Here is a 25,557-nt window from a genome sequence, read left to right as displayed (position 1 = left end):
CTAATGCTGCTTAATCGCTGCTGCAACTTTATCCATCAAGTGTTGATCCCGCTTCAGATCAAATAGAGGCGCACTTTGCCAATCATAAAACCATGCTGGCTTTCGTCGTTTCTCTTCTGGTTCGGTTACATACCTCGGAAACACATGGGCGTGTAGTGCTGCTTCGCTGTTACCCAGAATTTCGTAATTAATGCGAATTGCACCCGTTACTTCAAGCAACGCATCTCCCAAAATTGTCATGTCTTGTAAAAAGCTAATGCGCTGCTCCATTGGCAAAGCATTCAGATTGGGCACAACTGGGTCGGGCAACAAAAGGGAGTAACCCCGCAAAAATTGAACATCGCCAAGCACTGCCCAACCTGATGGAACCCGACAAATTACTGCTGGATTAATTCCCTGACGTGCCTCCTCGACTCGACGATGAATAAGAGTAGACATCTTAAGCTCTAATTGCTTTGATTATCAAACTTAAGTGGAACGGCATAGCAACATTTTAGAAGTTGTTTTGATCGCTGATTTCTAAAGTAAAGCGAGAGCGTTGGCAGTACCAACACTCTCGCTTTGAAAATTTTGACTTTGCTGTTATGCAGCGTGCTGCCGATACCAGTCGATGGTGTTTTTCAAGCCTTGCTTGAAATCAACCTGAGCAGTGAAGCCAAAAGCTTGCTTTGCTCGTTCAGTATCCAGACAGCGGCGAGGTTGTCCATTGGGTTGGTCAGTTTCCCAGACAATTTCGCCGTCAAATTCCATTAGCTCGCAAATTAGAGTAATCAAATCGCGGATGGATATTTCGTAGCCTGTGCCCAAATTGACAGGTTCAGAATCACTGTAAAGCTGGGTGCCCATGACAATGCCTCTGGCAGCATCTTCTGAGTAGAGAAACTCACGAGTCGGGCTGCCGTCACCCCAAACGGGAAGCTGTTTGTCGCTACGCTGCTGGGCCTCGTGAACTTTACGAATTAGCGCTGGAATGACGTGGGAACTGCGGGGATCAAAGTTATCTTCAGGCCCATACAGATTGACTGGAAGTAAATAAATTCCGTCAAAGTTGTACTGTTGTCGATAGGCTTGAAGCTGCACTAGCAAAGCCTTTTTAGCAATTCCGTAAGGAGCATTGGTTTCTTCTGGATAACCATTCCAGATGTCGTCTTCCTTAAACGGAACTGGGGTGAACTTGGGGTAAGCGCAGATTGTGCCAACGCAGACAAATTTTTCTACGCCTGCTTCATAGGATGCATGAATCAACTGCGTTCCCATGATCAAGTTGTCATAAAACAGTTCAGCAGGCTTTTCGCGGTTTAGACCAATGCCACCGACGTGAGCTGCCAGGTGAATTATGATGTCCTGCTGATCGACGGCTCTTTTACAGTTTTCTAGGGTGCGAAGGTCACAGTCGCGCGATCGCACAACGGTGATTTTCTCCAGGTCAGCGCCAGCCTGACCGAGTTGAGCAATCACCTGGCGACCTAGAAAACCCGCCCCGCCCGTGACCAGAATTCGCTTATGCTCAAGGTTCAAAGTTGCCATAGTTGAAATTACCTTTGTCAGGTGGGGCAAGGTGAGCTTGCCCTTCTGTAGTGAGGACAGTGAGACGAGAATTAAACGTTGCTCAGTTCTTGCCGGATCGTGGCATTTTCTAGAGCAGCATGAGATGCATTGCTATTACTGGAAGTTAGACCCAGTGCCTTCAGGTCTGCCTCTACCATTAGTTGAACCAGTTGCTCAAAGGTAACGGAAGGCTCCCAGCCCAATTTTTGCTTAGCTTTGGTTGGATCACCAATCAGCAAGTCTACTTCTGCAGGACGTAGATAGCGCTCGTCAAATTCGACGTAGTTCTGCCAATCTAAGTTGACGTAATTAAAGGCGATATCCAAGAATTCACGGATTGAGTAGGTTTCGCCTGTGGCAACAACGTAATCATCGGGTTGGTCCTGCTGAAGCATCAACCACATTGCTCGAACGTAGTCTTTGGCATAGCCCCAGTCACGCTTGGAGTCGAGGTTGCCCATATAAATCTTCTTCTGGCGACCTGCAATGATACGGGCGATTGCTCGGGTAATTTTGCGAGTAACAAAGGTTTCGCCGCGACGAGGTGACTCGTGGTTAAACAGGATGCCATTAGAAGCGAACATCCCGTAAGACTCGCGGTAGTTTACGGTTTGCCAGTGTGCGTAGACTTTGGCGCAGGCATAAGGGCTGCGGGGATAGAAAGGAGTGGTTTCCTTTTGGGGAACTTCCTGAACCTTCCCATACATTTCAGAGGAACCTGCCTGATAAAACCGCACTTCAATGCCAGTGCGATGGCGATAGTCTCTGATTGCTTCTAGTAAACGAAGCGTCCCCATGCCTACTGCATCTGCGGTGTATTCAGGGGAATCAAAACTAACTCGAACGTGGGACTGTGCGCCCAAGTTGTAAATTTCTGCCGGCTTAACCTCTTCTAGAATTCGCCGCATTGTTGCGCCGTCTGTAAGGTCACCGTAGTGAAGGAACAGCCGAGCCTGGTCGTTGTGAGGGTCTTCGTAAATGTGATCAATCCGGTCGGTGTTGAACGTAGAAGTTCGCCGGATGATGCCATGAACTTCGTAGCCCTTCTCCAACAAAAGCTCACTTAAATAAGAACCATCTTGACCTGTAATGCCGGTGATCAGTGCTCGTTTCTGTTGCGTCATCCTCAGTAATTCCTTGTGAGTTGAGTGGATGGAGGTAGCAAGGGCAGACCGCGATCGCCATCAGCTAACCACCACTAAAAATCAGCTCTAACATCTGAATTTATTTCCAGATAACACCTGGATTTATCTCCAGAGGTAGAGAAATGCTCAGATTGCTTCACTAACGTTAACCCGAAACTTTTCGCGAAACATCAAGAAACTGTATATTCTCTGCAAAGAATCTCAATGTTCCTCCTACTGATCAAACGGGTTTTGTTCGCTTTAAATACACCAGAGCATGGTGGCATTTAGGCAGGGTTTAACTGCAATGCCAACCGGAGTATGCCCCTCATCACTTACTTCTTTCACTGTTTCTTTAGGATTTCCGAATTTTTTCGATTTAACTTTGAAAATCCTAGAAAAGTCAGGAAGAGCGTGAACTGTACGAGGACAATGCTGGGGCCAGAGGCAAAATCAAAAATGCCAGATACCAGCATTCCGGTGATGCTGCTCAAGACTCCCAAGATTAAGGAAAGCCACAGAAATTTTGTAAATCGCTGACTGATGAGTTTGGCGGTTGAAGCAGGAATGACCAAGAATGCATTTACAAGCAGAATGCCAACGGCTTTGATAGAAACTGCGACTGCCAGGGATAGCAGGATGACAAACAAATAACGGTGTAGCTGAACGGAAACGCCCTGAACCTTGGCGATCGCCTGATTTAAAGTCAAGAGAATCTGCTGATCCAGTGTCAGAAGCAGAAAAATACTGCTACCCAGAAGCAGCAGAGCGGTCAGAATCAGATCTGCGCCGTTAACCGCCAAAATGTCGCCAAATAGAACACCCATCAAGTTGCCCCGATAGCCCTGGATGAAACTGGTAAGAATGACTCCAATCGCCAGTGCGCCTGATAGCACAATGCTCAGTACGTTGTCGCTCCAGAGGTCAGTTTGGTCAATCAGGTAAAGCACGACCAGCCCGAAGACCAGGGTAAAAGGCAGCAGCATTGAATTGAGCGGAAGCTGTAGCAGTACTCCCAATGCAATTCCAACTAGAGCGGCATGACCGACGGCATGACTGAAAAAGGATAGTTGCCGCAGGGTAACAAAGCAACCCAACAGTCCCCCCAGTAGCCCAAGCAGAATTCCTCCAGCGATCGCCCGCTGCATGAAGGGAAATTGGAGGAGTTCGATCAGGTTTTCCATAGGGGAGAGGGGATTTTAGTTTTTTGAATTGAAGTAAGCGGTGACCTCCTCACCGCTTACTTCAATTCAGGAATTTAATGATGATGCTGATAGCGGCTAAAGGAAGGACCATAAGCATCTAGCAGATTTTGGGGGGAGAGGGCTTCTTCGGGCTGCCCTTGGCAGACGAGGTGACGGTTGAGACAGAGGACGCGATCGCAGTGGTGGCTTACCATGTCTAGATCGTGGGAGACTTGCAGCACTGTCCAACCATGTTCTCGCTTGAGCTGATTGAGCAGAGTGTAAAAGTCTGCTTCTCCCTGCAAGTCTACGCCTGCCAGTGCTTCGTCAAGGACTAGGAGCCGTCGAGACATGACCAGACAATGGGCTAATAAAACTCGTTTGAGTTGCCCACCGCTAAGGTTACCGATCGCTCGATTGCGAAGGTGATAGATATCGACTCGCTCCATTGCTTGGGCGATCGCAGGTGCTTTTCTAGGGTTAGTTTTCCAGGGTAAGGTAATTCGCCACTGAGGAAAAACGGGCAGTTGAGCTGAATTGCTCAGATTATGATCAACCCAGCCCAAGCCAACTAACTCACTTACAGATAGGGGAAAGCCCCGGTCAAATACAAAGTTTTGAGGGATGTAGCCAATCTGGTAACGCAAATTACCCAGACGACTGAGCGGACATCCCAAGATTTGAACCGCGCCTTCAAATGGCAATAAGCCTAAAATGGCTTGAACCAGAGTACTTTTACCTGCACCGTTGGGCCCGACAATCGCAGTATTGGTGCCTACCGGAAGCTCAAAGGAAACGTCTTCAACGGCGGCGTAAGTTCCCTGGTAAACAGTCAGGTTTTCAACTTTGAGAACAGGTGTAATTTCCTTGGGGTGGGAGCTTGGGGCGATCGCAGCATCAGGGGGGTCAGAGTTCATCACACCAATTCATTGAAATTCATTGAAACGCAGTTTCGAGGATTTTCAGGTTTTCGCTCATTGCAGTGAAGTAGTACTGCGGGTCTAGTTCACCAGACTCTAGGGAATCTAAAGTCTGCAATTCTATACCTAAATCTTGAGAAAGGCTTTGCAGTAGTCTATTATCCACTCCTGGTTCACCAAATAAGGCTTTGACATCATATTCTTTTACGACTTCAACAGTCCGCTGAATGTCTGTAGGGGAAAGGCTGTCTTCAGGAATCGCAACGATCGCCACCTGTTGTAAATTATACCGCTGCGCCAGGTAGGGGAAAGCGTCGTGAAAGCTAATGAAGGTGCGATCGCTATAGGTTCCCAAGCGCTGCTCAAATTCAGCATTTAGTGCCTGCAATTCCTCAACATAAGCGGTTGCGTTTGCCTCGTAGATTTCGGCATTGTTGGGGTCTGCTTCAACTAAACCATCTCGAATGGTTTCCACCTGTTGAATAGCCAGTACGGGATCAAGCCAGACATGAGGATTTTCAGCATGAGTGTGAGTTTCCCCCGATGATTCAGCTTCGTGAGCCTGTTCATCCTCTGCATGTTCTTCGCTAGTTGTTGCAGCCTCCTCATCGTGACCGTGTTCATCTTCGTTATGCCCGTGTGCTTCCTCAACTTCTCCACCCGGAAAAACAACTGGAGATAATTCTCCAACTGGGTCGATGTTTTCGCTGGCGTTGATTACAACCAGTTCGGCATTTTGAGCGCTATTAATTGTGCTGTCTAGGAACTCTTCCATGCTCAAGCCGTTTTGTACCAGCACGTCTGCTTCGGCGATCGCTCGCACATCGTCGGGGGTGGACTGATATTCATGCACCTCTGTTCCAGGCTGGATTAAGACTTCCACATCTGCTGCATCTCCAGTTACCGCTTTTGTAAATAGATACATCGGCAAGAATGTTGCCAGAACTTGCAGTTTTTCATCTGAAGCTTCAGTAGTGACATCTGGTGATTGAGCATCAGGAGCAGATGTACTACATCCAGCGGCAACGGGTAGTAGTAGCAGGGCAATCAGCAGCCGACGCAAAATTGGGTGCATGACGCAGATCTCCTTTAACAGGTTTGGGGGGTAACGCAAAACGAGAATGATCTCAATTTCTTTTTGAGAATGAATCTTATTCTATTACGCTCTGCCAAAATTCTGCCAGATGCGGGTGGATTGAAGCTGTGCGATCGCAAAAAACGTAAATCTGGCTGCAATCCCAGTCAATGGTGCAGCACGTTACCGTAGGAATATATGCTTGAGATTAAAAATGATGAAGTTGAGGCAGGGGCGGTGAGGTAGAGCGGAACGGGCAGCAAGTGCTGGAGTTTAACTGCTGCGAACCGAATTGCAGCCTAAAAAATTTCAACTATTTTTGATGTCTTAATCGTGTCTGGAGAATCTTGAAATGCTGGAATCTTACCGTCAACAAGTTGCAGAGAGAGCGGCGCTGGGTATTCCACCGTTACCGTTGACTGCTGAACAAACAGCCGAGCTATGTGAATTACTAAAGTCTCCACCGGCAGATGAGGCAGAAACACTGCTGGAACTGCTGCGCGATCGCATTCCTCCGGGGGTTGATCAGGCGGCGTATGTGAAGGCGGCATTTTTAACAGCGATCGCCAAGGGTGAAGCGACTAGTCCGCTCGTTTCTCCGGTGCAGGCAGTGGAACTGCTGGAAACGATGATGGGTGGCTATAACGTGCAATCGTTAATTGATTTGTTGAAGGTAGAAGATGCTGAGATTGCAGGAGCGGCAGCGATCGCCCTGAGCAAAACCCTACTGGTTTACGATGCTTTCCATGATGTGGAGGAGCTAGCCGAAAGCAATTCTTATGCTAAGCAAGTGCTCGATTCATGGGCAGCAGCAGATTGGTTTACCAGTCGCCCATCTTTGCCCGAAGCAATTACTGTCACGGTTTTTAAGGTACCTGGAGAAACCAATACAGATGACCTTTCTCCTGCCGTTCACGCGACGACTCGTCCTGACATTCCGCTTCATGCGCTGGCAATGCTGGAATCACGAATGCCCGGTGGGTTGGAAACCCTTGCTGAGCTAAAGCAAAAGGGACATCCGGTTGCCTACGTGGGCGATGTCGTGGGTACAGGTTCTTCCCGTAAGTCGGCGATAAACTCGGTTCTATGGCACATTGGGCAAGACATTCCGTTTGTGCCGAATAAGCGATCGGGTGGATTTATCCTGGGAGGGGCGATCGCTCCCATCTTCTTTAACACTGCTGAAGACTCGGGTGCATTGCCCATCGAGTGTGACGTCAGCCAAATGGAAACAGGCATGGTGATCACGATCCATCCTTATAAAAGCGAAATCACCAATGAAGCTGGAGAAGTAATTTCTACATTCAAACTCAAGCCAGAGACAATTCTGGACGAAGTTCGTGCAGGTGGACGTATTCCACTGCTGATCGGACGCACTCTTACCGACAAAGTTCGAACTGGGTTGGGACTAGAGCTAAGCCCAGTGTTTACCCGCCCCAGCATTCCGGCAAGCTCCAGTAAGGGCTTCACCCTGGCGCAAAAGATGGTTGGCAAAGCATGTGGTCTACCTGGCGTCCGTCCAGGCACATCTTGCGAACCGTTGATGACAACTGTAGGTTCCCAAGACACTACTGGTCCTATGACTCGCGACGAGCTAAAAGAGCTTGCCTGTTTAGGGTTCAGTGCTGACCTAGTCATGCAAAGCTTTTGTCACACTGCTGCCTATCCTAAACCCGTCGATTTGCTGACCCACAAAGATCTGCCTGATTTCTTTGCCGCGCGAGGGGGCGTTGCCCTACGTCCTGGTGACGGCATCATTCACTCATGGCTCAATCGAATGCTGTTACCCGACACTGTAGGGACAGGTGGCGACTCTCATACCCGATTCCCGCTTGGTATTTCTTTCCCTGCCGGGTCAGGACTAGTTGCCTTTGCTGCTGCTCTGGGTGTAATGCCCTTAGACATGCCCGAATCTGTCCTCGTTCGGTTTAAGGGCGAACTTCAACCTGGCGTAACCCTGCGGGATCTAGTTAACGCCATTCCCTATGTGGCAATGCAGAAAGGGTTGCTTACCGTCGAGAAGCAAAACAAGAAAAATATCTTCTCTGGACGCATTATGGAAATCGAAGGGTTGCCCAATCTGAAGCTAGAGCAAGCCTTCGAGCTAACCGACGCAACTGCCGAACGGTCTTGCGCTGGATGCACGATTAAACTCAGTCCTGACACGGTAGCAGAATACATCCGCTCAAACGTTGCCTTACTGAAGAATATGGTGGCACGGGGCTATCAGGATGCCCGCACCATTCTGCGTCGAGTCGCCAAGATGGAAGCGTGGCTGGCAAATCCGGTACTAATGGAAGCTGACGCTGATGCAGAATACGCTGAGATTATTGAAATCGACCTGAACCAGATCAAAGAGCCCATCGTAGCGGCCCCCAACGATCCAGACAACGTAAAGTTGCTGTCAGAGGTGGCAGGTGACCCAGTTCAGGAGGTCTTCATCGGCTCCTGTATGACAAATATCGGGCATTATCGGGCAGCAGCAAAAGTGCTAGAAGCTCAACCTGCGGTTAATGGTCGGCTATGGATTTGCCCTCCAACTCGTATGGATGAAAGCCAACTTCGCAAAGAGGGAATTTACGAAACCTTTGAAGCAGTAAAAGCCCGAACTGAAATGCCAGGGTGTTCGCTTTGCATGGGGAATCAGGCACGAGTTGAAGACGGCACAACTGTTTTTTCGACTTCAACTCGCAACTTCAATAACCGTATGGGTAAGGATGCACGGGTTTACCTTGGTTCTGCTGAGCTTGCCGCCGCTTGTGCCTTGTTGGGACGTATTCCCACAGTAGAGGAATACACGAACATTGTGGCGAACAAGCTGAATCCTTTTGCGGGCGACCTATATCGCTACCTCAACTTTGACCAGATTGCTGGTTTTGAAGATGAAGGTCGGGTAATTCCCCTAGAGGAAATGCCTCGGATTGAGGACATTTTAGGAATGCCGACTACTGCGAGTCGGTAGTTGTACAAGATTGTAGAACTTTCATTAATAATGGGGTGAGCATTGCCCACCCCATTGTTATAGCTTCAACAGCTAAATTAATCCCGGAAATTGCGGTCTAACCCTCTCAACTGAGTAAGAACTCCATAAGTGTAGGCAGCATCGTCAACTCGGCTAGCAGGTAAGCGCCCTGCATCAACCGCAGCTTGAACAATGTCTTCTGGAGTGGTATCGCGCGTTCGGTAGTTGTCGGTTAGTGTAGCGTAGCTGGGAATGCCTTGATTCTGTAGGTACCCTTGACGGGCAAGACTGACAATCTCAAAAGGTGTGGGCTCATACTGGCTAACAAAGTTTCCTGTAGCTGCATAGGTGTTTTGATTGCCTTCGTTAGCAGCAGGTTGGGAGCTATCTTGAGAAGAGTTGTTTTGCTGATTTTCAGAAGAGTTGTCTTGCTGAATTTCAACTGAGGCTGGTGATCCGTCCTCGTAAGGAGTAGCGCGCTGATTCTGGTTTGAGTTCTCTAGGCTCTCCTGATCCATTTGGTTTTGCTGCATGCTGTCTGGACTTGACTGACCTGACTGGGACTGTGCTTGAGCTACGGGTATGACCGCAGTTCCCAGTAGTAGAAGTGAAAGACTGCTGATTAATAAACGTTTCATATTGAAAGCCTCTTAGCAAAAAACGACAAAAGCCTGTTGGGTGGGAATTAGGGATAGGCAGTAGCCGTCCTTCTCCATACCTGTAATGTTATCTAGATTACAAAGGATCGAAATTCATCAATAGAGATAAAAGTCTGTATAAAATTTGTCAAAAATCTATTTATTCAGGCTGAGGTTTACTGAAATAGAATTGGCAGAGCCTTTCGGATTTTCTTCTGCTGAATGGATGGCAATCTGGCAGCACTCAAGATACTGTTGAGGGGAAATTCCTTGAGCTTCTATCTGTGGACATCTCAATTCTGGTTAGAACTTTTGTCGCGGTTTTTGTGCTGGCAGATGCACTGGGTAATGCACCGATTTTTTTGGCGCTTACTAAGGGAATGGAAATAGATGAAAGAAATCGGGTTGTCGATCGCGCTACGTTCGTCGCTACTGCCGTAATTCTGGGATTTGCTTTTGCAGGACAAGCGATTTTGGATTATCTGCATATCAGCATTGCCTCTTTGCAAGTTGCGGGAGGTTTGCTGCTGCTGCTGGTGGCGCTGGATATGCTGAAAGGCGAGATGGATGAGCCTGTGATAGAGCAGGGGCGAGACGTTGCGATTACGCCGTTAGCATTGCCGCTACTGGCAGGGCCAGGAACACTGACAACAGTGATGCTGATGATGTCGGAGTCGCAGGCGGCTCAGTTAAGCGTAGTAGCGGGAATCGTGGCGGCAATGGCTGTCACCTGGTTCATTGTGCGTCAGTCTTCCCGAATTGATAAATGGATGGGGGCTGAAGGCGCAATTATTGTTACCAAGATTTTGGGTTTTTTGTTGGCGGCTTTGGCGGTAGAGATCGGCAGTGCCGGAATTCGAGAGCTCTTTTTAGTTTGATGAGAGAGGGGGCGATCGCCCCCTCTCTCATCAGCTTCGGTTGACTACAACCCAAAATTCCAGTCCATCAACGAGTCGGTGAAGGAGACGGAGATGGTGAAGTCCGTAGTGATGGAGTTGGGCTATCTACCGGAGAAGGGCTAGTTGTTGGGGCGGTAGATGGAGCAGACTGACCAGCAGGAGCCTGACCAGCAGGAGCGGTTGGGCTAGGAGAAACTGTCGGGCTAGGGGAGGGAATTTCTGCCTCAGGTGATTCTGCTTCAGTTGGGACAGGAGAGGCATCTGGGCTTTCTTCCTCCAGGCTTTCCTCTGGTGTTTCTTCAGGGCTGGGCGACGGAGCAGTTAGGGGAGCCGCTTCAGGGGCAGGTGCGCCTAGAATGCCAGAATAATCACCCGTGTCAAAAACACCAGCGACGCAGGCGATCATTAGGGTTGCCAACGTCCCAATAAACAGAGCTTTCCAGCCGAGTTCTGAAATGTCTTTGCGGCGAGAGGGAATTAGGGCGGTTGTGCCGCCTACAAAGATGCCAACTGAAGCCAGGTGAGCAAAACCGGATAGGGCATAACTGACAATCAGGACAGCGCGATCGCTAATGATTCTTTCGCCTACCGGCAAAGCTGCTGCTGCACCCAAAGCTTGATAAGGCGGGATAGCAGTTTCAAACAAGCGTCGCCCGATGATCACCGAGGATTCCCATAGCTCTTGCCAACTGAGAGAGACGCCTGTTAGCGCCGTCAGTGGCAAAAACAAAGCGCCTAAAATATTCGCCAAAGAGACAACGCTAAAGAAGCGACCAATCGGTTGTAAGGCAGCAATCTCAGACTCCTGCAAACTTGCCAATCCAACAAAAAGTTGATTGACCAGATAAACCAGTCCCAGAATCAGAATCAGGACAGCGGCGATCGAAACTGCCATTCTGACTCCATCTAACGCACCTAAAATGGCGGCGTCCAAGGGGCTAACACGCTCAATCGATTCTCCAGCAACCGTTTCCCTAGGGGCATCTTGAAAGTCGGCTTCCTCGACCCGCTCATCTACTGGGTCAGGACTATGTCTCAAAGCCCGTTCATCTGGAATACCACCTGCCGTCAGAGGAATTTCTGTCTCTGGCACCAGAATCTTTGATAGGACAAAGCAGGCAGGAATTGCCATGATGGACGCCGAAACCAGGTGTCCCAAAATGTTGGGGAAGACAGGTCTGAGGAAGTTGACGTAAATCGCCAGGGTTGATGAAGCGGCTGTGCCAAAGCAACAGGCAAGAATGGCACAAAGCTCACTGCGCGTCATTTTGGGCAGAAACGGTTTAACAACGATCGCCGCTTCAATTCCAACAAAAATATTGGCGGCACCGCTTAGAGCTTCGGCACCACTCAGCCGCATCACCGAGTAAAAGATTTTGGCAAAAATATTAGTAATAAATTGAATAACCCCCAAGTTGTAGAGCAAGCCTACAAAACCAGAGAAGAAGATAACTGCGGGCAAAGCCCGAAAGGCAAAAACATAGCCAAGTCTGATACCACAAAATCCAGGAATGACTTCTCCGGCTGTATTGGGCGCACAAACGCCGCCCGCAGCAAGCGGTGAAAGCAAAATGGGTTGAATTGGGTTATTGCGAGGTGGCTCTGGCACCAAGTTTCGACCAAACACAAATTGCGCTCCGTAGTCGGCTGCATCTAGCACGACGTTGAGGAGGTTGCTAAAGCCCTGAAGAATAAGCCGGGTGAGTGGAAACTGAAAGACTAGAAAGCCCAGAACAAGCTGCAAGAGAATTCCCATGATCACCAGTCGCCACGGGAAGACCTTGAAACTGCGATTTTCAGAAAATAACCAGGCGATCGCACACAATACAAAGATCCCAATCAGGGAGATTACCCTAAGAATGAGAAGATTGTCTGTCATAGAGGTCATCCTTCCTGTGGAGAGGTGAGGCTACAAGATTATCCGAGACTTGAACTCTAGCCTTGAATGAGCAGGCAATGTAAAACTGAGAACTTCAAGATTGAAAGAAGATTGAAAGACTATAGCTTTCAGTTTTGCTCTAGTTTTACTACGAATTTCATCCCAGACAGTACCTAAAGGTGGAAATTCTGGCACAGTGAATGTTCTCAATTAAACTAGAAAACTGTCCTTTTACCTAGATTTGAGATTCTGATTGGGTTTCTACAGTTATTTAGCTCACCCGATTCGTAAACAAACCGTTAATAATGGGTAGCAGATGCTATTCAGTTTTAGTTCATGGATGCGTTTGCTCCAATTCCACCTGACTGGACAAATTCAGCTGTTCACGTTCACGAATTTTCTTGCCCGACCTGCCGCACCGCTTGTGTAGAAGCAGAAAAGGTTTGGATTAATCGGCGATCGCCCGTTTTTACCGAAGAACATCGTAAAAGGTGGCAGGAGTTTTATCTCTGTACCTGCGGTGTTTCCTGGTGGGCGTGGAGTAGCGATCGCCCACCAACCGACCTGAAAAGCTGGGACATCTCTGATATGTCTTGGGGCGACGGGGGACTACTTTAATCAGTTACAACCCCTACGCTTTTGGGCAGATGAATTGTCCCTAAAGGTGAGTCACTGTGAGATTGAACATTCACAGAGGTGAAACCAATGGTTAATACCCAAAGTAGCCAAAACCGAGCCGTCAGCAATCTAGAGTATGACCTGATTACAGCTTTGCAAAATAAAGCCGAAGCAGTAAAAGCTTACGAAACCTACATTCAGGATGCTCAAAGCATGGACTCGCAGCCCTGTGTGGAGCTATTCCAAAAGCTACGGGATTCTGACCAACAGCAGGCACAAGAGATTCGTCAGCACCTTCAGCAGGTTATGCAGAACGGCAGAATGTAAGCCGAGCTCGTTGTGGAAACACCGATATACAAATTAAAAATTTAATAGGAGAACCTCCGGCAGGGGCAAACGATCGTTTGCCCCTGCCGGAGATTTTTGTAGATTGCAGCTAACTCACTACAGCCGCCTTGTAAGCTGCCCAACCTCCATAATCAGAGATATCAATCCAGTTGTGCTGCTCTACTAACTCACGCGGGTAAAGCATTGCCGTCGAAACTTCCCCATCCTCCAACATCACATCACCGGGATACATATGGGGTGGCTCATTGGCTAACAGATATTCATACTGCTCCTGAGTGAGTTCATATACCTCACCCGGAATCGAAATACCGCCCTCTGTCACCTCATAGATCGCGGGATGCCAGCCATTCTCAGCCGCATGGAGCCGATAAATCGGTTGAGTTTTTGCTGGACGAATAAACTCAGCAGACTGGAGATTTTGGTGGTCAGGTTGCCCTCGCAGCGCAGAACCACAAATGAAAACTCGCTTGTTAGGGGAGGTCATAGACGTGAAGCAATGCCTGAATTTTGTCTGTAGATACAGTATCTTAGCCGGTAGCGATATTAAGGTAATGTCTTTGACGGACGTATTCAGCGTCTTGGGTAGCCAGGATGTTAACCCCTCAAGAATCTGGACAAAATAGGCAACTTCAACCTTATGACCCCACCGTATCCGCGAGACCTGATTGGGTATGGACAGACCCCTCCTGACCCACAGTGGCCCAATCACGCCCGGATTGCCGTGCAGTTTGTGATTAATTATGAGGAAGGGGGAGAGAATTGCATTCTGCACGGCGATCAGGCTTCAGAAACTTTTCTGTCTGAAATCGTTGGGGCAGTTCCTTTGCAAGGATTGCGCCACATGAATATGGAGTCTTGCTACGATTACGGCGGTCGGGCTGGATTCTGGCGCTTGCACCGCTTATTTGTGGAGCGAGGCATTCCGATCACTGTCTATGGAGTGGCGATGGCGCTAGAACGAAATCCAGAAGCGGTGGCTGCCATGCTGGAAGCAGATTGGGAAATTGCCAGTCACGGCTATCGCTGGATTGACTACAAGTATTTTGGGGAAGCGGCAGAGCGAGAGCACTTGGAAAAGGCGATCGCCCTCCACACTCAAGTCACAGGCAGTCGTCCCCTGGGTTGGTACTTAGGGCGCAACAGTCCCCATACGCGCCGCCTGGTTGTGGAGGAGGGTGGCTTTCTTTATGACTCTGATAGTTATGCCGATGACTTGCCCTACTGGGTACAGGAATATGACAAGCCCCACCTAGTGATTCCCTACACGTTAGATAACAATGACATGCGGTTTGCTACCCCACAGGGGTTTAACTCTGGTGACCAGTTTTTTGCCTATTTGCGTGATGCCTTTGATTGTCTTTATGCTGAGGGTGAAACAGCACCCAAAATGATGAGCGTTGGACTCCATTGTCGGCTCGTCGGCAGACCGGGTAGAGCGCTGGCAATGACACGGTTTTTGGACTATGTGCAAAGGCATGAACGAGTGTGGCTTTGCCGTCGGATTGACATTGCTAAACACTGGCATGAACACCATAAGGTAAGTTAGTAGTTTTTCCGTAAAAACCGCTTAATAAGATTGCTCTAGCAGATGGGCTAATAGATTATTTAAGGCGCAAATGATTTGTTATTGCAGAAGCTGTCCCATTGGGGGATGTATCGGAAATAACCAACTTTTAGGGTAGAAAGAAACTTACTCTAGAGTTAAGTAGTCTTGTTTCAAGTCCTGTAACTGCTCCGCCAAACTTTGTCTCGTGCCGTAACTTAGACTTATGCCTTCTACCGTTAAGTCACCCAATTCAAATGCTGCCTGGGAGGAGCTAACTTCAGGCATTCAGCCAGACCCGATTCAGTTGGACAACATCAAAGCCCAACTGGATTTGGTGTTGCTGGCGCTGGAGGCGTTAGCCGGAATTGGCTCTGAAGCAATGTTGCGAACGGCGGCAGAGCTAAACCTGGCAGATGTCGTGGCAGATCGCGTTTCGCTGTGGCGGTTGAGGCAGTCTAGCCCTTTGCGAAAGGGGCAGGGACGTAAGCGGTTGGATGTAGATGAGGCGCGATCGCTTGTCTTGATTGCCTGTCGTCTGGCAAACCAGCATCAAGAGCTAATTCGCCGTGCAGTGGGGCTATTAGAACAACTTGCTGAACAAAACCGTGAACCTCACCAGGCTGCGCTATTGGGGGATTACCTCGATAATTTCAGCAATGCCTACCAGGAACGGATGGAAGACGGCGAAAACACACCGCCCGACCAGTTGACTCACCTGGCGCTGAAACTGCTGATTGATCTGTTGTTTTATAGCGCTCCTAATGGCTCTCGGCGGCTTTGGATGGCACTGCTCGATCGCACTGGTGTCGCGCCAGTTCATCCTTCAAAGCCAGAGCTATGAGCTTTATATACCGCAGAGACGAAGCTTTATCTCAGCAGTATCCTTATAATTTCGGTGATTGAGTCGTATTCTTGCTTCCACAAAACAGCTTGCTTCTGTTCACCTGTGGATCTATCCGTGTGTCTTTAGAAGAAAGCCAAACCTCTCTTCCTTAACCATGTCTTTGCCCAACTCCGTTTTGCGTCGATATACTCCCCCTACCTGCACACTGGAAATTGCGGCAAAAGGGTCGCCTCTGTCTCGCTGGGCAGGTCGCCCTGTGTTGAAGCAGTTGCGGTTTCAGCTTAGCTTTGATGACCCACGCTTACCGCCAGAAGAGCAGGTACAGATTACAGGCGATCGCGCTCAGTTAGAAGCACTGTGTGAAGCAGTCGAGCGCTATGTGCAAAATGTTTTAGGTACCGCTCCTACGCCAGGGCAATCTCCTCCCCTGTTGGCATCCTTTGACCAGCTAGAGTCTTTGCCGGGTGCTGCTTCTAGTAGGCTAGGAAACGGTACAGCAGTAATGCAACCTGAGGAGGGTAATGGTGCTGGTGCAACTGGGAGCGCAACTGAGATTTATCTCAAGCCAAAGGGCTTGCTGTCCCACGACCTTTGCTTGGGTGAATTGTCCACAGGTGAGTCAAATGTAGTGCGGCTGAGCGCTTTGCAGCTATTTGATTTGGCAAATGCCTTGGATGAGTACAGTGCGGAGGCGATCGCTCTCCCCACGCTTAACCGTCCCACTTGGCTTAACGCTACGCCTGCCTGGGCAAAGGTTGCCGCTGTCCTAGTGTTGGCAGTTGGGGTAACAGCGTCGATCATTCGCTTTGTCGATCCTTACGCTGGACAGCCTACGATTACTGCTTCTAACGAAGACACGAACGAAATCCAAACCGCAGAAGGTACCTTTAGCGAAGATCCACAAGACATTGCGCTTACCCCTCTTCCGTCTGGTAAAGACACAACCCCTCCTAACTCTCAACCGCTCGATATTCCGCTACCGCCGCCCAATGCTAATACTCTCCCTTCACCAGGTACCGGGTTGCCATCAGTAGGGGTACCTCGTACCCCTACGCCGAATGCTCCTGTCCCTAACACTTCCAGCGCTCCTACCAATCTCCCCGATATAGCGATCGCCCCTTCCCAGCAGCGATCGGATGCACCCGGAACAGGCAGCAATCCATCTGAACTGCAAGTTCCAACGGAATCAGAAGCGGCAGATGCGCCTTCGAGCGCAGCGCGATCTTCGTCAGGGCAAGGGGACGCATTTGCTTCGTCGGAGGCTGCACCGTCGGATGAAGGAGGAGGCGATCGCCCCAACCCAGGCAGCACTGCCTTTGACACCATTCCCCAAGTTGCAGAAGCCCGCGCCTTTTTCCAGGAACGCTGGCAACCGCCCGAAAGCCTCGACCAAACACTGGAATATCGACTGCAATTAAGCGCTGACGGTACAATTCAGCGAATTATTCCCCTCGGGCGGGCTGCTGGGGACTATATCGATCGCACCGGAATGCCCCTTCCTGGTGAACCCTTTGTCTCTCCCGTTGAGAATGGTAGCAATCCCCAAATTCGCATTGTTCTCGACCCCAGCGGCAGAGTCCAAACCTTCATGGAAAGCCCTTGAATCCTCCAGCTCTCCTCGTTACGAGGCTCAGTCTCGTAGTGCCAACCAAAGGCTCTGCTTCTTGTACTCTTTATGAGGCAAAGCCTTACTATAGACATTTCTAGGTTTGGCGTTACTGAATGCGGGCATGATTCACGGATCTCAATTCCCTCTGCAGGGTCATGGCATTGCCATTACTCTACGAAATTCATACCTCAGATCAGCAATGCCTCCCGAGTTTTACCTGGGAACAAGATTATAAGGTGAGTACTGCCCACTCTACGGGTTAGGCATCGTCGTCAGATTTTTCTTGGAAGCCGCGTACGATCCGCGAAAGCTCATTCTTCTCATCAACTGCGATGCGAGTGGGGGAGCCACTGATGATTCCTTCAAAGTTGCGGAAGGATTCTTTGATTTGTGGACCTTGAGCGCTGATCGTGTATTCTCGAATGCCCTTATCGTGCCAGGAACCGCGCATCTTAAAGACATTCAGGGCTCGTGCCATTTCGCCGCGAATCTCGACATATTGCAACATCAAAATTGTGTCGGTGATTGTAGAAATATGGGAATCGGTAATGGAGTTCGATCCCATAAACTGGTCGGTCGTGTTGGTGAAGAACCCTGTAATTTCTTCCTGCTTAGCGAAGCCCGTCACGCCAATGACAAACTGACGAAATGCATTGTTACTTACACCCCGCGCCAGGGCAGAAAGCGAATCGATCGCAATTCGAGACGGCTTAAACTGGGCAATTTCAGACTTGATAATCTGCAAATGGTCTTCTAAACCCGCTGACTCTGGATAAGCACAGAGAATTCTCAGCAAGCCCTTTTGCTCCAGTTCCTCAAAGTCAATCCCCCAGGAATAGGCGTTGCGGGAAAGCTGGGCGCGAGATTCTTCATAGGCAAATAGCAAAGCGCGTTCGCCAATCCTGCACGCATCTTGCAAAAACTTGCTGACCAGCATCGTTTTGCCTGTACCTGTCGCTCCCGTTGCCAGGATGATCGAATCTTTGAAAAAGCCGCCACCACACATTTCGTCCAGCGTCTTTACGCCAGAGGAAACGCGGACGTTGGACGATCGCTGTGTTAAGCGCATGGCTCCGAGTGGGAAGATGTTGATGCCATCATTGGTGATGGTGAAGGGATATTCGCCCTTCATGTGGGTTGTGCCACGCAGTTTGAGAATTTCGATCGTGCGGCGACGGCGTTCTCCCTCCAGCACATTGCGGACGATCGCCACGTTATCAGAGACAAATTCCTCAACGCCAAAGCGGGCAACCGGGCCGTATTCCTCGACTCGCTCCGTGGTCATGATCGTTGTGGCATTCATCTGCTTAAGGCGAGCCACCAGCCGAAAAATTTCGCGTCGCACGACTGAAGCTGCATCGTATTGCTGAAAGACCGCCGTAACGGAGTCAATCGAAACTCGTTTAGCTTTGTATTTACGAATCGCGTACTGAATTCGCTCGATCAACGCAGATAGGTCAAAGTTGCCGACTACGTCTTGCCCTTCGGGATCAGGGGAAGCATCCAGGATAAACAGCTTGCCCTGATCGATTAGCTGCTGCAAATTCCAGCCAAAGCTGTGAGCGTTTTTGATGATATCAGCCGGAGATTCTTCAAACGTGACAAATACCCCAGCTTCATCAAAGTGAGTGATGCCGTTGTAGAGAAATTGGACGGCAATCAGGGTCTTTCCAGTTCCAGAGGTGCCGCTGACTAGAGTAGTTCTACCAACTGGCAGACCGCCGTGACTAATATCATCAAAGCCTTCAATTAGGGTACGAATCTTCTGGATACCTGCTGAGGTCGATTCAATGGCTTGCCCAGTTTGATTAGCTTTATTCATAAATCTGTCAACAGCTTACCAAAAGAGTTTTTAAATTTAGTTCAATGGTGTGAAATGTGCGGTGGGATGTGGGATGTGGGATGGATAAGGTTTTTGGATTGAACTACTGTTCTTCCCGTTCATCTTCTCGCAATTCGTCGTACAAAAGGTCTAGTCCGATTAAAACTTTCTCGCGATCCGATAAGTCTCCGATGATCTTTCGCACGGGCGGAGGCAGGATTTTGGATAGGGTTGGGGTCGCGAGAATCTTGTCTTCTTCAGCAAGCTGAGGATTTTTGAGAACGTCGATCACCTTGAGCGCATACACACCCTGAAATTCTTTTTCCAAAATGTTGTTCAAAGTCTTTAAAGCACGAATCGAGTTGGGGGTGTTCCCAGCGACGTAAAGCTTCAAAATGTAAGTCTTTTTCAGTGGGCTCATGGATCTCCGATGAGGAATTCGGTTTTTTGACGAGACGACAATGAGGATTGTAAATGCTGATGGCGATCGCTTATCAGAGTTTTCAAGACTCTCTAGGAATGGAGCGACGATACATTTCACAGAGATGGGCGATCGCATCGATCAGGGTCAGCCGATAGTCCAGCAAGATATCATCACTGCGTCCTTCTAGCTGTAGCTGTTTAGAGAATTCGTCCATCAATTCCATGTGCATTTCTACAATGGTCGAGACTGAAATGTCAGCGAAAAAAGCCACATTGACAAAATTATCAATTCTCTCGTTGAGATTGTCTTCTCGGGCAAAATAATTCAAGACAATTTCCCGATAATCTTCCTTAAGCTGCTGGATTAGCTCTTTTCGCTCAGATGAGGACAAGTGTCGGAGAAAGTTTTGGGGATTCCTTTTGTAGTACACACCGAGGTATCCTAGCCGTTCCTTCAGTTTGTCAGACAGGCGTTTTTGTTGCGCAACGAGAGACGTGTGGGTAGTCAGGGCTGCCAAGGAGCCAGGGGTTGAGTCCTGTTCAGGGAGCGGGCAAGAAAGCGATAGCGTCAAGAATTGATCAATCGCTCGATCAATGGTTTGGTCGATCTGATGCAGCTGATCAACTGATGTTCTCAGGACAGCCGTATGGTAGAGAGCAGCCAGATCTGACAGATCAGCTTCTGCCAAGATAGGTGAGTCTTGGACAGACGACGGGGTGACTGAGTCTAAAATCACCGTTGGCAGGAAGATGGCCCGTTCTCTCAAATGTCCAAGTGTTGCCAAAAGCTTTGCAGTATCTTGCAGAATTAAACAGTCCAACTGCTTTTCTCGCTCAATAAAACTGAGGAATTCAGTCTCAACCGCAAATTGAGTCAGGCTGTACTGTCCACTTAACGCACCCTCAAACGAGTCTCGCTGAAGAGAATGCTTGAGGGATTGCGCTAGTGCATCAGAAGAGATCAGGCAACAAATGAACAGTTGAGGACGCAAAGCTATAACTGCAAAAAGGACAATAACTGAAGAAGAACTATAAAGCTGAGCTGATAGTGAGATAAGTAGACTTGTCAAGAATCCTAGCGAAAACTGGGCGATCGCTAAACAGCATTAAAATACTTAACATTTATTGTAATTGCAAACGTCTTTACTTCTCCTGTCATGTGGCCATAATTGAGCTAGGATCGCTAGCTTGTTGATAAAATTCTCACTGGGGCCTGCTTTCTCGTAATACATGTATGTTGCTTCTGTCAGGGAATTTATCCAACCTACGCCAGTCTGCGCTCAAACTGCCAGACTGCCAGCGGTGCTAGGGTTATTTCAACAAATTAGCTGTGAGCGGGTTATTGTTACCGATGGACAGCGGTTAGTGGGAACGTTGACCCTTCATTGCCTTAAAGACTTTCTATCTAAAGAGACTGCAGAAGTTGAAGAGACAACAGTTATAGATCGCGTAGATCGTGATTACTCTGAGACTGCGATCGCTCCTCGGCAGCAAACCCTTCAGCAATTGTCCTTTCTTGTCGATCAGCCGCTCTATGAGCCGCTAGTTGAGCTATCTGCAAACTTGCCAATCAGCCAGCTTGCTCCTTACCTGAAAGACCTGGAGCAGTGGCAATATGCCTTGATTGACGAGTCCGGCGACTGTCTGGGGCTGTTAAACCAAATGCAACTGCTCAAGTTTCTGGTGCTAAACCCCATGCCCAGTTTGCAGGAACGATCGTTAGGGATGGCGGAGATTCAAAAAAGCCTGGGTCCGCTAAATGAAAAGGCGAGCGCGTTTGAGCACCCAAAGCGATCGCCCTTAGCAGAGCCAACCTTTGCTGAGTCGATTTCTGCTGAGTCAATTTCCGCTGACCTGTTGATTGATTTGCTAGAGCGACTGCCCTTGCCCATGATGCTACAAACCAGCACTGGGGAAGTCGTTGCTCGCAACTTGTCTTGGCGGGAACAACTCGGTGAGCTGCAAGACCCTAGCAGCGTAGGTCGAGAAGCCGCTTTACTGCTGGAAGTCGCTACGCCTGTGCTACAGCGTAGCCAACCTGCTCTCTCTACCGAATCTTCCTTTGAGCCTCCGTGGTTCCTCAGCGCAGCCCAGCGGTCCCATCTGTCCGGGACTTGGAGTGTTGCCAATTCGATTGATGCGATGGGCGATCGCTTCAGTTTTTGTCATTTAGGGGCTGACTTGGATACCTGTGTCTGTACTTGTCCCATGAAAGACGGACAGGAGCGAACCTGGCAGTTTCTCAAAATTCCGCTGGGAAACCGCTCTACTTACGCACAGTTCAGCATGGCGGCTCTTTTGTCGGTGGTGGAATCTCGCCGTCGTGCCCAGTCTGGCTTCCAGTCCCATGAGATATCTGACTTCGCTGCTGAGCCAGATCATCCTGCTCAAGCCCATTCTCAGGAGCTATGGCTGGTGATGGCTCAGGACACTACCGAGCAGCACCGGGTAGCCAAAGAGCTAACTGCTAAAAATGCAGATCTTGTCCAGCTTAACCGCCTCAAGGATGAGTTTCTGTCCTGCATTAGCCACGAACTAAAAACGCCGTTGACCGCGGTTTTAGGGCTATCAACGCTGCTCAAAGACCAGGCGTTGGGTGAGCTAAACAATCGCCAGACTCGCTACGCGCAACTAATCCACCAGAGCGGTAGACATCTGGTGCTAATTGTTAATAGCATCCTGGATTTGACTCGAATTGAAACTGGACAACTGGAGTTAACGTTAGAGCCAGTTCATGTTAAAACGGTGTGCGATCGCGCTTATGAGCAAGCCCGTCGGTTGCAGCCCCGGGAAGAAAGCTCTGGCATGGAGATTAGCGCTTCAGCATCAGAAATTCATTTTGACTTGACCGTGCAGCCCGGTTTAGAAACCTTGATTGCCGATGAGCTACGGCTACGGCAAATGTTGACCAACCTCCTCTCCAATGCGTTCAAGTTCACAGAAGTGGGCGGCGAAGTGGGGCTAACCGTGGAAGCCTGGGAAGGTTGGATTGCCTTCACTGTGTGGGATACCGGAATTGGCATTCCCGATGAAAAGCAACACCTGATTTTCCAAAAGTTTCAGCAGCTTGAAAATCCGCTAACTCGTCGATATGAAGGAACCGGACTGGGACTCGTATTGACCCAGCGGCTAGCGCGACTGCATGGTGGTGATGTAACATTCACCTCCGTTGAGGGGCAGGGGAGCCAATTTACTATTTTGCTGCCGCCTAGCCCTCCTCAAGCAACCGCAGCTGAAACGCAATCGTCGGTCAAGCCGCTTGCCCAAACTTACAGCAATCGTCTGATGCTGGTGGTTGAGGTAGTGCCCCGCTTTTTAAAAGACTTGACCCATCAGTTGACTGGGCTGGGCTATCGCGTGGCGATCGCCCGCTCTGGCACCGAAGCCCTAGAAAAAGTGCGACGGCTCCAGCCGGCGACGGTTTTTCTAAATCCGGCTTTGCCCCTGCTGACTGGTTGGGATGTCCTGACCCTGCTGAAATCGGATGCCGAAACTCGCCACATCCCCGTTATTGTGACCGCCAGTCATCTGGAAAAAACTCAGGCTCAGCGCAATGGAGCAGATGGCTTTCTCAGCTTGCCGATTCAGCCTGATGCGTTAGAGCAAAGCCTGAAGCCTCTAACTCACAAAGCGTCTGAGCCACAAGATGCAGTCACCAGTCTAACCATCCTGCACCTGAACGCAGGTGGACAGGTGCTATCTGCCCGATCCGAGCATTATTTAGCGACTCACTTAAATAGCCTGTTGCATCCTCACAACTGCCGGATGCTAGAAGTGGACGACTTAGACCAGGCAGATTTGCTGGCAAAAGTTTGGACGCCTAATGTGGTGTTGTTGGATGGAGCCATTTCTGATCCAATAACCTACCTCAGGCAGTTGAGTGAATATCCAGCTCTAGCAGCCCTGCCGCTGGTAACGCTCACCGCAGAAATTACGCAAGCTGCAAACCAACTGCCAGAGCTAACAGTTTTTCCTTGTTTGGCTTCGCCTTTGCCAGATGAGACAGCTAGTTCAAATGCAGACTCAGCACTACTTCAGGTAATTCAGGTCGCTGCTGGAATGAGCTGGGCACCGCATGTTTTGGTTGTTGATGTGGCGGCACTTCAGCAAGACTGGGTTTCATTGCCGCAGTCTGACTGGGTAGAGGGGACAGCACCTGATCCCAGCGCTAAGCGCGCGGCAGAATGGCTGCAAGCCTCAATGCAATATTTTCAAGCAGCGGGCTTTCGTAGCTCAATCAGTCGTTCCTGGTCTGAGGTGTTAGAGCAAATCCAGCATCAGAGCGTTGATCTGCTGCTGTTGTGCGTGCGTCATGCTGAACCGCATCCGTCGGTGCTGAAAGCACTGCAAACTCTAGCTCAGGTCGGTACTAAACCGCCCATTCTGGTTTGGAACTGTCAACCCCAGCCGTTTGAAATGGGGGCGATAGGCGAAGTGCTGGAGGCGATCGCCGCTCAAGTCCTCCCTCCCTCGCTTTCGATGAAAGAGTTGCTCGATCAAATTAATCAAACTCTGATCAAACGATAGGGCTGCGTCCTAATTTATTTGTGCAGTGAGTTCTGCGTCTGCTATTGACGGCTCATCGTTAGAAGCTTTGGCTAAAAGCCAGTAGGTCGTCATCTCCCCCTTGCCCTTGACGGCGATCGCCCCTCGTTTTTCAAACTGGTAGCGGTGCTGAAGGTGCTGATAGGTTTCTGCCGTCACCTGAATTTTTCCGGCTTCACCCTGGGTTTCCATCCGAGAAGCGACGTTGACGGTGTCTCCCCAGAGGTCATAGCTAAACTTTTTGATGCCGATTACACCTGCGACGACAGCTCCTGTGTTGATGCCAATCCGCAGTTGAAACGGCTCACCCTGATCTCGATGAAACCGCTGAATCGCTTGCTGCATGTCCAGGGCAAGATCCGCGATCGCCTCGGCGTGGTCATCTCTGGGAGTTGGCAGCCCGCCCACTGCCATGTAAGCATCTCCAATTGTCTTAATTTTCTCCAAGCCGTGCTGTTCGACCAGTTGGTCAAAGGTCGAAAAAATCTGGTTGAGCAGATTCACCAGGTCCGTTGGACGAGTCCGCGCCGCCTGAGAGGTAAAGTCAACGATGTCAGCAAACAGAATTGTGGCTTCGCTGAACTGTTCTGCGATCGCCCCATTCTCTTGATTCACAGAGTCTTGATTCTTCTTGAGTTGATCCGCGATGATTTTAGGCAAAATGTTCAGCAGCAACGTTTCAGATTTGCGTTGAGCTTCATAAAGCGCTCGCTCAATGCGGCGGCGATCGCCAATATCCCGCACGATAAACAACACCTCATCTTCACCGCTGACAACAACGCGCACCTCTTCCTCAAAGAGTTTGCCATCTACCTCATACTGCTGCTCATACACCTCAATCTCGCCCGTTTGTAGCACCAATTCCATATACTGCTGTTGTCGCCGCGCCATTTCTGTAGGAATCACATCCATCATTTTTCGCCCAATCCGCTCCATCTCAGGCGATAGTGGTTCATGGAACCCTTTAGCCGGGAAATAGTCTAGATAAACCCCGTCTCGACGAACGCGAAACATCAAGTCGGGAATGGCTGCCAATACAGCCTGGTTCTGGGCTTCGCTGCGTCGCAGGGCGGCTTCTGCCTGTTGGCGATCGCGAATTTCTTGCTGAAGCCGAGTATTTTGCTCGGTAAGCTGTCTCTTCTGTCGCTGAATCGTCAACTGATTCTCTACCCGAATCAGCACATCCTCTAACTGAAATGGCTTGGTGATGTAGTCTGTACCTCCCACCTCAAACGCATAAATTTTATTGAGCGCCTCTGAAGCAGCACTTAAGAAAATTACCGGTAGGTCGCGAGTCCGTTCTGCTGCCTTTAGCTTGGCGCAAACTTCGTAACCGCTCATCTGAGGCATATTGACATCGAGTAAAACAATATCCGGCAGAGATGCCTCAACAGAATCTAGAGCAAGCTGTCCGCTGAGTGCTTTCCTGACCTGATATCCCTGTTTCTCAAGCATCGCCGAGAGCAGCCGAAGATTGGCTGGATGGTCATCCACGACCAAAATGTCTGCCTTGCCCTCACCCGTCTTGCTTGCGTCTGCTTTGCTCACGTCTGCTTTGCCTGCTCCTGTCCTG

At 49.5% G+C, this 25,557-nt stretch carries 22 protein-coding genes; 9 read left to right on the top strand and 13 right to left on the bottom strand.

Features of this window, described 5'->3' with window-relative positions:
- The 6 genes from H6F93_RS13645 to H6F93_RS13620 form a co-directional block, all read right to left on the bottom strand.
- Complete coding sequence (locus H6F93_RS13645; RefSeq protein ID WP_190681449.1) at nucleotides 1–438, bottom strand: HIT family protein; 438 nt, start codon at nucleotides 436–438, stop codon at nucleotides 1–3.
- 144 nt (nucleotides 439–582) lie between these two features.
- Nucleotides 583–1,527: a GDP-L-fucose synthase family protein gene (locus H6F93_RS13640; protein ID WP_190681446.1), complete on the bottom strand. Its 945-nt coding sequence runs from the start codon at nucleotides 1,525–1,527 to the stop codon at nucleotides 583–585.
- Between the two features lie 71 nt (nucleotides 1,528–1,598).
- Nucleotides 1,599–2,672, bottom strand: a complete 1,074-nt coding sequence (gene gmd / locus H6F93_RS13635) for a GDP-mannose 4,6-dehydratase (RefSeq protein WP_190646238.1) — start codon at nucleotides 2,670–2,672, stop codon at nucleotides 1,599–1,601.
- Nucleotides 2,673–3,016: 344 nt separating this feature from the next.
- Entirely contained in the window at nucleotides 3,017–3,856 is an 840-nt protein-coding gene (locus H6F93_RS13630; RefSeq protein WP_190646239.1) for a metal ABC transporter permease, read from the bottom strand.
- Nucleotides 3,857–3,930: 74 nt separating this feature from the next.
- Nucleotides 3,931–4,773: a metal ABC transporter ATP-binding protein gene (locus H6F93_RS13625; protein ID WP_190681443.1), complete on the bottom strand. Its 843-nt coding sequence runs from the start codon at nucleotides 4,771–4,773 to the stop codon at nucleotides 3,931–3,933.
- Between the two features lie 19 nt (nucleotides 4,774–4,792).
- The gene (locus tag H6F93_RS13620) at nucleotides 4,793–5,851 is read right to left on the bottom strand and encodes a metal ABC transporter solute-binding protein, Zn/Mn family (RefSeq protein WP_190681440.1); all 1,059 of its coding nucleotides are present in this window, start codon (nucleotides 5,849–5,851) and stop codon (nucleotides 4,793–4,795) included.
- Between the two features lie 69 nt (nucleotides 5,852–5,920).
- Between H6F93_RS13620 and H6F93_RS34660 the strand changes: the two genes are divergently transcribed.
- Complete coding sequence (locus tag H6F93_RS34660; RefSeq protein ID WP_277881941.1) at nucleotides 5,921–6,043, top strand: hypothetical protein; 123 nt, start codon at nucleotides 5,921–5,923, stop codon at nucleotides 6,041–6,043.
- Nucleotides 6,044–6,203: 160 nt separating this feature from the next.
- Nucleotides 6,204–8,813, top strand: a complete 2,610-nt coding sequence (acnB, locus tag H6F93_RS13615) for a bifunctional aconitate hydratase 2/2-methylisocitrate dehydratase (RefSeq protein WP_190681437.1) — start codon at nucleotides 6,204–6,206, stop codon at nucleotides 8,811–8,813.
- Nucleotides 8,814–8,890: 77 nt separating this feature from the next.
- Here acnB and H6F93_RS13610 read toward each other — a convergent pair whose 3' ends face one another.
- On the bottom strand, nucleotides 8,891–9,451 hold the full coding sequence (locus tag H6F93_RS13610) for a hypothetical protein (RefSeq protein ID WP_190646243.1): 561 nt from the start codon (nucleotides 9,449–9,451) through the stop codon (nucleotides 8,891–8,893).
- A gap of 284 nt (nucleotides 9,452–9,735) precedes the next feature.
- Between H6F93_RS13610 and H6F93_RS13605 the strand changes: the two genes are divergently transcribed.
- Nucleotides 9,736–10,329, top strand: coding sequence for a MarC family protein (locus H6F93_RS13605; protein WP_190646244.1), 594 nt, complete (start codon nucleotides 9,736–9,738; stop codon nucleotides 10,327–10,329).
- Between the two features lie 67 nt (nucleotides 10,330–10,396).
- Here H6F93_RS13605 and H6F93_RS13600 read toward each other — a convergent pair whose 3' ends face one another.
- Nucleotides 10,397–12,229, bottom strand: coding sequence for a NupC/NupG family nucleoside CNT transporter (locus H6F93_RS13600; protein ID WP_190681435.1), 1,833 nt, complete (start codon nucleotides 12,227–12,229; stop codon nucleotides 10,397–10,399).
- A 336-nt stretch (nucleotides 12,230–12,565) separates the two neighbouring features.
- Here H6F93_RS13600 and H6F93_RS13595 point away from each other — a divergent pair, with 336 nt between their 5' ends.
- Together H6F93_RS13595 and H6F93_RS13590 are read left to right on the top strand one after the other, a co-directional pair.
- Nucleotides 12,566–12,847 carry a hypothetical protein gene (locus H6F93_RS13595; RefSeq protein ID WP_190681433.1) on the top strand — a complete coding sequence of 94 codons (282 nt, stop codon included), beginning with the start codon at nucleotides 12,566–12,568 and terminating at the stop codon, nucleotides 12,845–12,847.
- Between the two features lie 87 nt (nucleotides 12,848–12,934).
- Entirely contained in the window at nucleotides 12,935–13,174 is a 240-nt protein-coding gene (locus tag H6F93_RS13590) for a hypothetical protein (RefSeq protein ID WP_190646247.1), read from the top strand.
- A 109-nt stretch (nucleotides 13,175–13,283) separates the two neighbouring features.
- On the opposite strand, the gene H6F93_RS13585 is transcribed toward H6F93_RS13590, so the two are convergent.
- A complete protein-coding gene (locus H6F93_RS13585) occupies nucleotides 13,284–13,679 on the bottom strand; it encodes an allophanate hydrolase-related protein (RefSeq protein WP_190681431.1) in 396 nt (131 codons plus the stop codon).
- A 153-nt stretch (nucleotides 13,680–13,832) separates the two neighbouring features.
- Here H6F93_RS13585 and puuE point away from each other — a divergent pair, with 153 nt between their 5' ends.
- From puuE to H6F93_RS13570, 3 genes are all read left to right on the top strand, one after another.
- Nucleotides 13,833–14,741 (top strand): allantoinase PuuE, encoded by a 909-nt coding sequence (gene puuE / locus H6F93_RS13580; RefSeq protein WP_190681429.1) that lies wholly within the window; start codon nucleotides 13,833–13,835, stop codon nucleotides 14,739–14,741.
- Between the two features lie 223 nt (nucleotides 14,742–14,964).
- Complete coding sequence (locus H6F93_RS13575; RefSeq protein ID WP_190681428.1) at nucleotides 14,965–15,582, top strand: DUF3038 domain-containing protein; 618 nt, start codon at nucleotides 14,965–14,967, stop codon at nucleotides 15,580–15,582.
- Nucleotides 15,583–15,739: 157 nt separating this feature from the next.
- The gene (locus H6F93_RS13570; RefSeq protein WP_190681426.1) at nucleotides 15,740–17,188 is read left to right on the top strand and encodes a DUF4335 domain-containing protein; all 1,449 of its coding nucleotides are present in this window, start codon (nucleotides 15,740–15,742) and stop codon (nucleotides 17,186–17,188) included.
- 265 nt (nucleotides 17,189–17,453) lie between these two features.
- Here the strand turns inward: H6F93_RS13570 and kaiC are convergent, their stop codons facing one another.
- From kaiC to H6F93_RS13555, 3 genes are all read right to left on the bottom strand, one after another.
- Nucleotides 17,454–19,016 carry a circadian clock protein KaiC gene (gene kaiC, locus H6F93_RS13565; protein ID WP_190646252.1) on the bottom strand — a complete coding sequence of 521 codons (1,563 nt, stop codon included), beginning with the start codon at nucleotides 19,014–19,016 and terminating at the stop codon, nucleotides 17,454–17,456.
- 103 nt (nucleotides 19,017–19,119) lie between these two features.
- Nucleotides 19,120–19,437 carry a circadian clock protein KaiB gene (gene kaiB / locus H6F93_RS13560; RefSeq protein WP_190646253.1) on the bottom strand — a complete coding sequence of 106 codons (318 nt, stop codon included), beginning with the start codon at nucleotides 19,435–19,437 and terminating at the stop codon, nucleotides 19,120–19,122.
- A gap of 82 nt (nucleotides 19,438–19,519) precedes the next feature.
- The gene (locus tag H6F93_RS13555; protein ID WP_190681423.1) at nucleotides 19,520–20,431 is read right to left on the bottom strand and encodes a circadian clock protein KaiA; all 912 of its coding nucleotides are present in this window, start codon (nucleotides 20,429–20,431) and stop codon (nucleotides 19,520–19,522) included.
- A gap of 238 nt (nucleotides 20,432–20,669) precedes the next feature.
- Here H6F93_RS13555 and H6F93_RS13550 point away from each other — a divergent pair, with 238 nt between their 5' ends.
- Nucleotides 20,670–23,966: an ATP-binding response regulator gene (locus tag H6F93_RS13550; protein ID WP_190681421.1), complete on the top strand. Its 3,297-nt coding sequence runs from the start codon at nucleotides 20,670–20,672 to the stop codon at nucleotides 23,964–23,966.
- Nucleotides 23,967–23,975: 9 nt separating this feature from the next.
- Here H6F93_RS13550 and H6F93_RS13545 read toward each other — a convergent pair whose 3' ends face one another.
- A complete protein-coding gene (locus H6F93_RS13545; protein ID WP_190681419.1) occupies nucleotides 23,976–25,532 on the bottom strand; it encodes an adenylate/guanylate cyclase domain-containing protein in 1,557 nt (518 codons plus the stop codon).
- Nucleotides 25,533–25,557 lie beyond the last annotated feature (25 nt).

The sequence above is a fragment of the Leptolyngbya sp. FACHB-671 genome (genome assembly GCF_014695745.1).
Taxonomy (GTDB): domain Bacteria; phylum Cyanobacteriota; class Cyanobacteriia; order Elainellales; family Elainellaceae; genus JAAUTN01.
The sequence above is the reverse complement of the archived record's forward strand: the minus strand, read 5'-3'. Positions and strand labels throughout refer to the sequence as shown.